This window comes from Burkholderia sp. Tr-862 (assembly GCF_011753085.1).
Classification (GTDB): domain Bacteria; phylum Pseudomonadota; class Gammaproteobacteria; order Burkholderiales; family Burkholderiaceae; genus Burkholderia; species Burkholderia ambifaria.
This window is the reverse complement of the sequence record NZ_VWWG01000046.1, coordinates 34980-47081: the sequence shown is the minus strand read 5'-3', so window position 1 is coordinate 47081 and position 12102 is coordinate 34980. Positions and strand designations below refer to the sequence as shown.

The window sequence follows — 12102 nt, the reverse complement described above, 5'->3', positions numbered from 1 at the left end:
CCGCATCGCGCAACGCGGTCGCGATCGGGCCGTCCCAGCCGACATCGATCGACCCGGTCGAACCGATCACCGTCAACGCGAGTTGCAGGCGGCCGTCCGCGTCCAGCACCGGCACGCACATCGCGCTGACGCCGGGGCTCGGCCGGTCCACGCCGCGCTCGATCCCGCGCGCGCGGATCGCATCGAGCTCGGCCTGCCACGCGCCGGCATCGGACGTGGGCTGCTCGCTTTCCGCGCCCGCGAGCGTGTCGCCCGCGCCGGCCTGGCTGGCCGCCATCGCGTCCAGCAGTGCGGGGTCGCCGAACGCGCGGAACACGCGGCCGGTCGCCGTCGTATCGAGCGACATCACCGAGCCGACGTGCAGGTTCACATGCAACGGATAGCCGCCGTGCTCGATGCGCACGATCGTCGGCCCGAGCACGCCCGGCACCGACAGCGCGACGCTCAGGCCGACCGCTTCCGCGAGTCGCGCCGCGTGCGGCAGCGCCGCGCGATAGGCCGGCTGGCGTTCGATCGACATCAGCCCGAGCCGCAGCGACAGCGGCCCCGGCTCGTAGTTGCCGGTGAGCGCGTCGCGTTTCACGAGCGCGAGCCGCGTCAGGCTGACGAGATAGGTATGCGCTTGCGCGGTCGACAACCCGGCCGCGGCCGCCAGCTCCGACAGCCCGAGCGGCTTGCGCCGGCGCGCGAGCGCGTCGAGCAGCCGGCCGCCGACCTCGACACTCTGGATCCCGCGCTGCGCCTTGGGCGGCGCGTCGTCTGCGCTGACTTCGTGGTTCTGCACGCGATGATTCTTCCGTTGACGAAACCCCGCATGGTATCCGACGCCATTTGGCGCGCCAGCCCGCAGGTTTACCCGAATTAGACAATAGCAAGTGACTTTGTCATTGACAAATAATCGATGCAGGCCGAAGATCCACTCACTCCCCTCAACACATGGCTCGCAGCCACGGAACGCAATATGGCCAAAGCATTCGCCTCCCAAGCCGATCTCGAAGTGAAGAAGATCACCTGGACGCAGCTGTCCGAGAACGCGTACGCATATACCGCCGAAGGCGACCCGAACTCGGGCGTGATCATCGGCGACGACAGTGTGCTGATCGTCGATACGACCGCGACGCCCGCGATGGCGCAGGACCTGATCGCGAAGATCCGCAGCGTGACCGACAAGCCGATCAAGCACGTCGTGCTGTCGCATTACCACGCGGTGCGCGTGCTCGGCGCGTCCGCGTATTTCGCCGAAGGCGCGCAGCACGTGATCGCGAGCCGCGGCACCTATGAAATGATCGTCGAGCGCGGCGAGGCCGACATGAAGTCGGAGATCGAGCGCTTCCCGCGCCTGTTCGCGGGCGTCGAGACGGTGCCGGGCCTGACCTGGCCGACGCTCGTGTTCGAGCGCGAGATCACGCTGTTCCTCGGCAAGCTCGAAGTGAAGATCATGCACGTGGGCTCGGGCCATACGAAGGGCGACACGATCGTCTGGCTGCCGTCGCAGAAGGTGCTGTTCTCCGGCGATCTGGTCGAATACGACGCGGCCTGCTATTGCGGCGACGCGCAGCTCGAACAGTGGCCGGCCACGCTCGAGGCGCTGCGCGCGTTCGGCGCGGAAAAGCTCGTGCCGGGCCGCGGCCCCGCGCTGCTGAATCCGGCCGACGTGAACAAGGGCCTCGACTATACGAAGGACTTCGTGACGACGCTGCTCGCGCAGGGCCGCAAGGCCGTCGAGCGCAAGCTCGACCTCAAGGCGTCGATGGCGCTCACGCGCGAAGCGATGGATCCGAAGTTCGGCAACGTGTTCATCTACGAGCACTGTCTGCCGTTCGACGTGTCGCGCGCGTTCGACGAGGCGAGCGGCATCACGCATCCGCGCATCTGGACCGCGCAGCGCGACAAGGAAATGTGGGACGCGCTGCAGGACTGAGCGGGTCACGGCGGCGGGGCGTCCGGGCGGACGTCCCGCCGTTTTCCTGACGGCCCGTGAACGGCGGCGGCATTGCGCCGCGGTTTCCGGAGCCGACTTCCGATCTCACAAGAAAGCAGGGCGCATGCACGCCCTCGGAGACTGCTGCGCGCTCGAATCGCGCGGCCCGTTTGGAGAGAGACATGCCCCAATCGCTTCCCGCCAAGGCGACGATCGCGCACGCGAGTGCCGCGGCGTCGGCTTCCGCATACGAATCCGCGCCCGCATCCGATGCCGGCGACGCGCTGCTGTTCCGCAAGATCGCGTGGCGGATCGTGCCGTTCCTGTTCCTCTGCTACGTCGTGTCGTTCCTCGACCGCATCAACATCGGCTTCGCGCAACTGCAGATGAAGCACGACCTCGGCTTCAGCGATGCGATGTACGGCCTCGGCGCCGCGGTGTTCTACGTCGGCTACGTGTTCTGCGAGGTGCCGAGCAACCTGCTGCTCGCGCGCTTCGGCGCGCGCCGCACCTTCACGCGGATCATGCTGCTATGGGGCATCGCGTCGACCGGGATGATGTTCGTGTCGCAGCCGTCGCATTTCTACGTGCTGCGCTTTCTGCTCGGCGTGTTCGAGGCCGGCTTCTTTCCCGGCATCGTGCTGTACCTGACCTACTGGTTCCCGGCGAACCGGCGGGCGGCGGCGATCTCGGTGTTCTTCGCGGGCGTCGCGGTCGCCGGCGTGCTCGGCGGCCTGATGTCGGGCTGGATCATGCGCGACATGAGCGGCGTGCTCGGGCTGCACGGCTGGCAGTGGATGTTCGCGATCGAAGGTGCGCCGGCCATCGTGCTCGCGTGCTTCGCGTTCACGTACCTGGTCGACCGTCCGCAGGACGCCGCGTGGCTCACGTCCGACGAAAAGGCGCGCGTCGCCGCGCTGTGCGGCGACAGCCGTGCGCACGGCGCCGGTCATGGCGCGCACGACAAACGCAGCCTGCTCGCCGCGCTCGCGAACCCGCGCGTCTACCTGTTCGCGTTCATCTACTTCTCGCTGACCTGCGCATCGCTGACGCTCAATTTCTGGATGCCGCTGATGATCCGCGACTTCGGCGTGACCGACGTCGTGGCCGTGAGCCTCTACACGGTCGTGCCGAACGCAGTGGGCGCGGTCGGGCTGATCCTGATCGCGCGCCGCTCGGACCGCACCGGCGAGCGCCGCAAGCATTTCGCGTGCTGCACGATCGGCGGCGGGCTCGCCCTCGCGGCGCTGACGCTGCACCTGCACAGCTTCGCGGCGATGCTCGCCTGCCTGTCGATCGCGGCGACGCTGATCTTCGCCGCGCTGCCGATCTTCTGGGCCGTGCCGACCCGCTACCTGTCGGGCAACGCGGCCGCGGCCGGGATCGCGCTGATCAGCAGCATCGGGATCACGAGCGGCATCGTCAGCCCGTGGGTGATCGGGCTGATCCGCACGCGCACCGGCAGCATGGATCTCGCCGTGTACCTGCTGGCCGCGCTGCTCGCGCTGAGCGGCGCCGCGCTGATGCTCGGGGTGAAGGGCGAACCCGCGCGGCGCGCGTGAGCCTCGGGCCGGTCGCTGCCGGCGGGCGTCGTTGTCGTTGCCCGGCAATGCGTGGCAAGCGAGGCGAAACGGGCTTGGGGTGACGAACCGGGCGCCTTGAATGCCTCGCGGCGTCGACGACGACCGGGAGCCGGCCGTCATCGACGCGCTTCGATTCGACAGCCCCGCGCCCGGGCAGGGAGGGCGCGACGCCGATATTGCCGACTAGCGCGCAGCCGCGTAGCGCGGCGCCGGTGAATCCGTCGACAGGTGCGGCGCCATCGTGCGGCGCGCGGCTTCGTACGCATCCCATTCGTCAGCCGCATGCAGCGATGGAATCGTCACGAGCTCGCCGCGCTCGAAGCCGACCAGCGCCGCGTCGACGAGGTCGGACGCCGACATCACGATCTCCTTCGGCAGGTGTTCGAGCGGCAGGCCGCCGGTCTGCCAGAAGTCGGTGGCCGTCGCACCGGGCAGCACGGCCTGCACCTGCACGCCGTGGTCCGCGAGTTCGTGATGCAGCGACTGGCTGAACGCGAGCACGAACGCCTTGCTGCCGCCATAGACACCATTGAGCGTTTCCGGCGACAGCGCGACGATCGACGAAATGTTGATCACGGCGCCACGGCCGCGTGCGACGAAGCCGGGCACGGCCGCATAGGTCAGGCGGGTGAGCGCGGTTACGTTCAGGTCGATCAGCCGCGTCATCGCGTCGACGTCGCTGTCAAGCAGCGGCGCGTGGGTGCCGACGCCCGCGTTGTTCACGAGCAGCGTGATGCTCGCGTCCTGCTTCAGCTTCGCCTCGACGGCGGCGAGCTCGGCGCGGTCGTTCAGGTCCGCGCCCACGATTTCCACGCTGCGCTGCGTGTCGTTCGTGATGCGCTCGGCGAGGGCGGTCAGCCGGTCGCGGTTGCGCGCGACCAGGATCAGGTCGTAGCCGCGGCGCGCGAGCCGGTCGGCGTAGATTGCGCCAATGCCCGACGATGCGCCGGTAATGACGGCGGTACCGCGATGTGCTTCAGTCATGATGTCGCTCCGTTGCGAAGAAAGGGTGAGTGCGTGAAAGCATTCTGGCTTCGAATCACGGCGACGCAAATGACGTAGATAGGTATGATTTCGGACATCGGGGTGGTCATGACGGCCATCACCCCCGGCACCGGAGACACGCATGCACCGAATCGGCTTTTTGATCAGCGACGGCTTCCAGATCATGGCGCTCGCCGCGCAGTCGGTGTTCGAGTACGCGAACATGGCCGCTGGCGAACCGTTCTACGTGCTGGACAACTATTCCGTCGACGGCGGCGACGTGCGCTCGTCGCTCGGGTTGCCGGTCGCGACGCGCGCGCTGAGCGGGCGGCTCGACGTCGATACGTGGATCGTCGCGGGCGTCAACGATCCGGTCGCATCGCCGGCGCCGGCCGGCGTCGTCGCGTTCCTCCGCCACCCGAACGCGCGTGCGCGGCGAATCGCGGGCATCTGTACGGGCGCGTTCGTGCTCGCCGAGGCCGGGCTGCTCGAGCAGCGCCGCGCGACGACGCATTGGGCGTACGGCCGCGACATGCAGAAGCACTTTCCGGAGGTTCGCGTCGAGGAGGACCGGATCTACATCGTCGACGGGCCGATCTGGACGTCGGCCGGGATGACGGCCGGCCTCGACCTGGCCCTCGCGATGGTGGAAAAGGATCTCGGCGCGGACGCCGCGCGCTCGGTCGCGCACAAGCTCGTGATGCACCAGCGCCGCGCGGGCGGGCAGTCACAGCATTCGGAAATGCTCGATCTCGCGCCGAAATCCGACCGGATCCAGAACGCGCTGAACTATGCGCGCCAGCACCTCGGCCGCGCGCTGACCGTCGAGGAACTGGCCGACGCCGCTCACCTGAGTCCGCGCCAGTTCAGCCGCGTGTTCACGCTCGAAACCGGGCAGTCGCCGGCGAAGGCGATCGAGCGGCTGCGGCTCGAGGCCGCGCGGCTGATGATCGAGCAGAGCCGGCATTCGCTCGACGTGATCGCGAAGGAGAACGGTTTCCGCGACCGGCGCCACCTGCGCGATGCATTCGTGCGCGGCTTCGGCGTGCCGCCGCAGGCGGTGCGGCGCGACGCGCGGGCGGACGAGCGCGAAACGGCCTGAGAGGCGCGCTGCTCAGCGCGTGACGAACGCCGTGGCGTCGTACGGCGCCGCGCGTGCATGCTTGCGCTGGCGCAGCAGCGCGACGCGGCAATTCTCGCGCGCGGTCTCGCGGCCGTCGTCGTCGAGCAGCACCAGGTCGCCGCGCATCACGTTGAGCGTGATCACGTCGTCGCCCGGTGCACCGAGCGTTTCCGGCGTATGCACGGAACCGGCCGGTTCGAGCACCGTCGAGCCAGCGTGCGCGATCCAGTCGTACTCGCGGTAGCGCCACGCCCCCTGCAACGTATGGACGAACACCTCGCCGTCGTGACGATGGCGCGGCAGCGTGCCGCCGGCCGGCATCTTCAGCAGCGCGGTCAGCGTGTCTTCCGCCGCATTGATATGCAGATACTTGATCGCGAGCCCCGGCAGGTCGGCGCTCATTGGCAGCCACGGCAGCGCGTCGCCGGGCAGGCACGAAATCGGCGGCAGGTCGGTGGGAAGCGGGGCGGACGGCTGCGTCATGGCGGGAGGCGGAGCGGAAACGGGAAGTGCGCATTATCGCAGAGGCGGATCGGGCCGCAGGCCTGACGTGGATTGCCGGCGCTGGGTGCCCGGTGTCGGCGCGGCGGCCGGCTCGCGGCCGCGCTGGTCGCCGTGGTGTTCCTGATCAAGATGACGCGACAGTCGCTGCCTGACGGCGGCGCCGGCGAAGCCTGAGCCCGGCTACGCGTCACCACCATCACCGCCCGGCCGCGCCGCCGCATGCGCGGCTTCGAGGCACGACTGGAACAACAGCGCCGCGCGTGACGGCCGCGGCGAGCGTCGCAGCAGGCTCACGAAGCGGCACCGGTAGTTGAAGCGGTGCGGCGCGATCGCCTGCATCAATCCCTTGTTTTCGAAGCTCTCCGCGTAATGGTCGGGCAGGAAGCCGAGGTAGCGGCCCGACAGGATCAGCGTCGCAATCGATTCCTGATCCGATGCCGTCGCGCTGCGCGTGAGCTTCGCGCGATGGCTCAGTTCCATGTTCGGCGAATGGAAGCCGAGCCCCGCGAACGCGTGGTTGCGGATCGTCGTCCACGTGAGCTTGCCGTGCGGCGCGTCGAAAAGCGGATGCTGGCGGCCGCAGTACAGCAGCATCCGTTCGTCGAACAGTTCCGAATACACGAGGCTCCCCGAATTGCGGTGCGCGGGGATGATCCCGACCTGATAGCTGCCGTCGATGATCCCGCGCTCGACCTCGTTGATCGACGCGACATGCAGGTTCAGCGCGACGTCGGGTGCCTCGTCCGCGAACTGGCGGATCGCGTCGCCGAGCCGCGCCTTCGCGTTGGTGGCCGTCTTGTCGAATACGGCGATGTGTAGTTCGCCGCCCATCTTGTCGTGAATGCCGTCGATCCTGCTGCGAAATGCCTCCATTGACGCGAGCAGCCGCAGGGTTTCCTCGTACACCGTCTGCCCCTCGGCCGTCAGCGTGAAGCCCGCGCGGCCGCGCCGGCACAGCACGAGGCCGAGGCGCGTTTCGAGATCCTTCACGTGCCGGCTGATCGTCGAGATGCCGATATTCAGTTCCAGTTCGGCCGCCGCCATCCCGCCGCACTGCACGACGCCCTTGAAAACCCGCAGCAGCCGCAGATCCATGTCGCTGAGCTGCCCGAGCAGCGCGCGGCTCTTCGGTTTCTTTGCTTGCATAGATGCGCAAGTGAACATTGATATTGCGATATTCAAAAGACTAATTGGCCTCCCGACAATGCGCAACATCAACACAAGCACGAGGGGCGCGCCGCGCCGACCGACATGACCAATACGATCACCACCCGCCAGCAGGACGAGACCGACCTCCGCACCGACGCCGCGTGGCTCGACGCCCACTGGATGCCGTTCACGGCGAACCGCCAGTTCAAGTCGGACCCGCGCATGATCGTGTCGGCCAAGGACGCGTATTACACGGATGGCGAAGGCCGCAAGATCTTCGACGGCCTGTCGGGTCTGTGGTGCACGGGCCTGGGCCACGGCCGCGCGGAAATCACGGAAGCCGTGAGCCGCCAGGTCGCGCAGCTCGACTACGCGCCGGCGTTCCAGTTCGGCCATCCGAAGTCGTTCGAGCTCGCGAACAAGATCAAGGACCTGACGCCGGCCGGCCTCGACTACGTGTTCTTCACCGGCTCGGGCTCGGAAGCGGCCGACACGTCGCTGAAGATGGCCCGCGCGTACTGGCGCGCGAAGGGCAAGGGCACGAAGACGCGCCTGATCGGCCGCGAGAAGGGCTATCACGGCGTGAACTACGGCGGCATCTCGGTCGGCGGGATCGGGCCGAACCGCAAGCTGTTCGGCCAGGGGATCGACGCCGATTTCCTGCCGCACACGCAACTCGCCGAAAACAAGTTCTCGCGCGGGATGCCGGAGAACGGCGCCGACCTCGCCGACCGCCTGCTCGACCTGATCGCGCTGCACGACGCATCGAACATCGCGGCCGTGATCGTCGAGCCGTTCTCGGGTTCGGCGGGCGTCGTGGTGCCGCCGAAGGGCTATCTGAAGCGCCTGCGCGACATCTGTACTGCGCACGACATCCTGCTGATCTTCGACGAAGTCATCACGGGCTTCGGCCGTGCCGGCGCGATGACGGGCGCCGATGCGTTCGGCGTGACGCCGGACATCATGAACTTCGCGAAACAGGTGACGAACGGCGTGCAGCCGCTCGGCGGGGTGATCGCGACGAAGGAAATCTACGACACGTTCATGGCCGTGGGCGGCCCCGAGTACATGCTCGAGTTCCCGCACGGCTACACGTACTCGGCGCACCCGGTCGCCTGCGCGGCCGGCGTCGCGGCGCTCGACCTGCTGGTGAAGGAAGACGCGGTGGCCCGCGTGCGCGATCTCGCGCCGCATTTCGAGGCGGCCGTGCACGGGCTGAAGGGCCAGCGCCATATCACGGACATCCGCAACTACGGGCTGGCGGCCGGCCTGACGATTGCCGCGCTGCCGGGCGAGCCGGCACGGCGCCCGTACGAGATCGCGATGCGCTGCTGGGCGAAGGGCTTCTACGTGCGCTACGGCGGCGACACGATCCAGCTCGCGCCGCCGTTCATCTCGGAGAAGCGCGAGATCGACAACCTGGTCAACGCGCTGTCCGACGCGCTGAATGAAGTGGACTGAGCCGCGGCTCGCCCGTTGCGACAACCGAATTCACGAAAGAGCCAGAACATGAAACACGACAGCAATGTGACCTCCACCGTCGGCCACCTGATCGACGGCAAGCGCGTCGACGGCGGCAGCCGCGTGCAGCCGGTGTTCGACCCGGCGACCGGCGAATCGCACAAGAGCGTCGCGCTCGCCGACAAGCTGACCGTCGAAGCCGCGATCGCGTCCGCGCAGGCCGCGTTCCCAGCGTGGCGCAACACGCCGCCGCTGAAGCGCGCCCGCGTGATGAGCCGCTTCAAGACGCTGCTCGAGGAGCACGCGGACGAACTGTGCGCGCTGATCACCGCCGAGCACGGCAAGGTGCTCGCCGACGCGATGGGTGAACTGCAGCGCGGGATCGAGAACGTCGAATACGCGACCTACGTGCCCGAGCTGCTGAAGGGCGAGCACAGCAAGAACGTCGGCCCCGCGATCGATTCGTGGAGCGAGTTCCAGGCGCTCGGCGTCGCCGCCGGCATCACGCCGTTCAACTTCCCGGTGATGGTGCCGCTATGGATGTGGCCGATGGCCGTCGCGTGCGGCAACACGTTCGTGCTGAAGCCGTCCGAGCGCACGCCGTCGTCGACGCTGCGCATGGCCGAGCTCGCGCTCGAGGCCGGCCTGCCGCCGGGCGTGCTGAACGTCGTGAACGGCGACAAGGAGGCGGTCGACACGATCCTGACCGATCCGCGCGTGAAGGCGGTGAGCTTCGTCGGCTCGACGCCGATCGCCGAATACATCTATTCGACCGGCTGCGCGCACGGCAAGCGCGTGCAGGCGCTCGGCGGCGCGAAGAACTTCGCGGTGGTGATGCCCGATGCCGACATCGGCAACGCGGTGAACGCGCTGATGGGCGCCGCGTACGGTTCGTGCGGCGAGCGCTGCATGGCGATCCCGCTCGTCGTCGCGATCGGCGATGAAACGGGCGACAAGGTGGTCGAAGGGCTGAAGGCCGAGATCGAGAAGATGAAGGTCGGCCCGGGCAACGGTGCCGGCGTCGACATGGGGCCGCTCGTCACGAAGCAGCATTTCGAGAAGGTGACGGGCTTCGTCGAAGCGGGCGTGGAAGCGGGCGCGACGCTCGTCGTCGACGGCCGCGGCGTGAAGGTCGACGGCCACGACGGCGGCTACTACCTCGGCCCGTGCCTGTTCGATAACGTGAAGCCCGGCATGCCGATCTACCAGCACGAGATCTTCGGGCCGGTGCTCGGCGTGATCCGCCTGAAGTCGCTCGACGAGGCGATGGCGCTGATCGACGCGCACGAATACGGCAACGGCACGTGCCTGTTTACGCGCGACGGCGAAGCGGCGCGCTACTTCGGCGACAACATCCAGATCGGCATGGTCGGCATCAACGTGCCGCTGCCGGTGCCTGTCGCGTACCACTCGTTCGGCGGCTGGAAGCGCTCGCTGTTCGGCGACCTGCACGCGTACGGCCCGGATGCGGTGCGGTTCTACACGAAGCGCAAGACGATCACGCAGCGCTGGCCGTCGGCCGGCGTGCGCGAAGGGACGGTGTTCAGCTTCCCGTCGAGCCGCTGACAATCGCTGACGCGCGTTCCGGCTGCGCGTGGCGCCTGCCGCCCGGCGGGTGTCGCCATGCAGCCGGCGCAAGCACGCCCAAGCCTGCCCCGATCCGCGATCGGGGCAGGCTTTTTTACGCGTGCCGCGGCCGTGCCGACACGCAACGCGTGGAACGAACGCTTACGGGGCGACCACGTGCCACACGTTCTTGAAATTGTCGCCGTTGCGATCGCCCTGTTTCATGTCCTTCGAGAAGAAGTACAGCGGCTTGCCCTTGTATGCCCATTGCGGGCTGCCGTCGTCACGCTTGACGATCGTGTAGGGGCCGACCGGTACGTCGGTCGCGCTGGCCTTGTACGGCGGCCAGAGTGTCTCGCATGGGCCCGAGCAGGCACTGGTGCCGCCGTTGGGCTTGTCCTTGTCGAATGCGTAGACGGTCATTCCGTTCGCGGCGACGAGCGTGCCGTTTTCGACTTTGGTGATCGAGCCTTGAGCCGAGGCTGAAACGGACGCCATGGCGAGCACGACGGAACTGACGAGCAGCACGGCTTTCATGGGTACCTCCTTATAGTCCGGTGGGCGGCGCGAATCGCGTGCACGGCCGGGCGTGCGCACGATCGCGGGGAATGGTGCCGGAACACGGCGCCGTGTCAGCCGGTGCGAGCGACGCGTAGTCGAATGGCGGCTGAACGGACGCCCTTCATTCACCATAGGCGGTTTTTGGCAGGGCTGCGAGAAGAACCGGGGGCGCATCGGCGGCGCGTAGGCCCCGCGCAACGGGGCGGCGGTTGCGCGCGCCGGACGGATTCGGGCCCGTTCAACGGCGATCGCGGTTGCGTTGCGCGCGCCGGTGCAGGGCGGTCAGCGAAACACCGGCGCCGACGCGAGCGCCGTCAGCACGGCCGGCATCGCGAGCGCGGCGGCGATCGTCTGGAACGCGGTGATGCCGGCCATTAGCGGCGCGTCGCCGCCGAGCTGGCGCGCCATGATGTACGACGAGGACGACGTCGGCAGCGCCTGGAACAGCAGCGCGATGGTCAGCGCGGCGTCACCGAGCCCGAACAGGCGGCCGGCCGCGAGCGTGACGAGCGGCATCGCGAGGAACTTGAAGGCCGACGCGACGCACATCGGCTGCAGCCATCCGCGCGCCGCATCGAATTTCAGTGCCGCACCCACGCACAGCAGGCCGAGGGGCATCGACGCGGCGCCGAGCGCGCGCACGGCCGGTTCGACGGCGGCCGGAAACCCGACGCCGGCGGCCTGCATCGCGATCCCGAGCGCGCAGCCGACGACGAGCGGATTCGACAGGATCTGACGCATGAGCGCCCATGCACCGAGGCGCGTTTCGCCGTAGCGCGCGAACACCAGCACGCACATCAGGTTCACGGTGGGGACGATCGCCGCGACGCACACGGCCGCGAGCGCGATCCCGTGCGCGCCGAACAGTCCGGCGGCGAGTGCCGTGCCGACATAGTTGTTGAAACGCACCGCGCCCTGGAACACCGACGTGAACCCGGCGCCGTCCACCTGCACGAACCGGCGGACCAGCAGCAGAAGCGCCGCGACGAGCACGGTCGAACCGACCAGCGCCGCCGCGAGCGGCAACACGGGCAACGATTGCAGCCGCGCATTCGCGAGACCGTCCGCGAACAGCGCGGGCAGCAGCACGTAGTAGCAAAGCCGCTCGGCGTGCGGCCAGAACGCATCGGCGATGAAGCCCGTGCGCCGCAGGCCGTGGCCGAACGCGACCAGCAGCGCGACCGGCGCGAGCGCGAGCAGGATCGGGCCGATCATCGGCGCGCCTTAAAGCAGGCCGGGCGGGCCGAACG

At 68.3% G+C, this 12102-nt stretch carries 11 protein-coding genes; 5 read left to right on the top strand and 6 right to left on the bottom strand.

The window, feature by feature from the left end; translation table 11 throughout:
- Window positions 1-784, bottom strand: a 784-nt coding sequence (locus tag F3J14_RS15555) for an IclR family transcriptional regulator (RefSeq protein ID WP_166723751.1), incomplete at its 3' end; no start/stop codon positions are given.
- A 177-nt stretch (window positions 785-961) separates the two neighbouring features.
- On the opposite strand from F3J14_RS15555, the gene F3J14_RS15550 reads away from it, so the two are divergent.
- Complete coding sequence (locus F3J14_RS15550) at window positions 962-1921, top strand: MBL fold metallo-hydrolase (RefSeq protein ID WP_166723750.1); 960 nt, start codon at window positions 962-964, stop codon at window positions 1919-1921.
- A gap of 182 nt (window positions 1922-2103) precedes the next feature.
- Entirely contained in the window at window positions 2104-3483 is a 1380-nt protein-coding gene (locus tag F3J14_RS15545) for an MFS transporter (protein WP_166723749.1), read from the top strand.
- A gap of 204 nt (window positions 3484-3687) precedes the next feature.
- Here the strand turns inward: F3J14_RS15545 and F3J14_RS15540 are convergent, their stop codons facing one another.
- Window positions 3688-4488: an SDR family oxidoreductase gene (locus F3J14_RS15540; protein ID WP_011658736.1), complete on the bottom strand. Its 801-nt coding sequence runs from the start codon at window positions 4486-4488 to the stop codon at window positions 3688-3690.
- Between the two features lie 142 nt (window positions 4489-4630).
- Here F3J14_RS15540 and F3J14_RS15535 point away from each other — a divergent pair, with 142 nt between their 5' ends.
- A complete protein-coding gene (locus F3J14_RS15535) occupies window positions 4631-5590 on the top strand; it encodes a GlxA family transcriptional regulator (RefSeq protein ID WP_166723748.1) in 960 nt (319 codons plus the stop codon).
- 12 nt (window positions 5591-5602) lie between these two features.
- Here F3J14_RS15535 and F3J14_RS15530 read toward each other — a convergent pair whose 3' ends face one another.
- Both F3J14_RS15530 and F3J14_RS15525 read right to left on the bottom strand, forming a co-directional pair.
- Complete coding sequence (locus tag F3J14_RS15530; protein WP_166723747.1) at window positions 5603-6094, bottom strand: 2,4'-dihydroxyacetophenone dioxygenase family protein; 492 nt, start codon at window positions 6092-6094, stop codon at window positions 5603-5605.
- 201 nt (window positions 6095-6295) lie between these two features.
- Window positions 6296-7261: a LysR family transcriptional regulator gene (locus F3J14_RS15525; RefSeq protein WP_211080359.1), complete on the bottom strand. Its 966-nt coding sequence runs from the start codon at window positions 7259-7261 to the stop codon at window positions 6296-6298.
- Window positions 7262-7366: 105 nt separating this feature from the next.
- Here F3J14_RS15525 and F3J14_RS15520 point away from each other — a divergent pair, with 105 nt between their 5' ends.
- Window positions 7367-8725, top strand: coding sequence for an aspartate aminotransferase family protein (locus tag F3J14_RS15520; RefSeq protein ID WP_166723745.1), 1359 nt, complete (start codon window positions 7367-7369; stop codon window positions 8723-8725).
- A gap of 48 nt (window positions 8726-8773) precedes the next feature.
- Window positions 8774-10291, top strand: coding sequence for a CoA-acylating methylmalonate-semialdehyde dehydrogenase (locus F3J14_RS15515; RefSeq protein WP_166723744.1), 1518 nt, complete (start codon window positions 8774-8776; stop codon window positions 10289-10291).
- Between the two features lie 162 nt (window positions 10292-10453).
- Here the strand turns inward: F3J14_RS15515 and F3J14_RS15510 are convergent, their stop codons facing one another.
- Window positions 10454-10828, bottom strand: coding sequence for a hypothetical protein (locus F3J14_RS15510; RefSeq protein WP_166723743.1), 375 nt, complete (start codon window positions 10826-10828; stop codon window positions 10454-10456).
- Between the two features lie 306 nt (window positions 10829-11134).
- Window positions 11135-12067 (bottom strand): AEC family transporter, encoded by a 933-nt coding sequence (locus tag F3J14_RS15505; protein ID WP_166723742.1) that lies wholly within the window; start codon window positions 12065-12067, stop codon window positions 11135-11137.
- Window positions 12068-12102 lie beyond the last annotated feature (35 nt).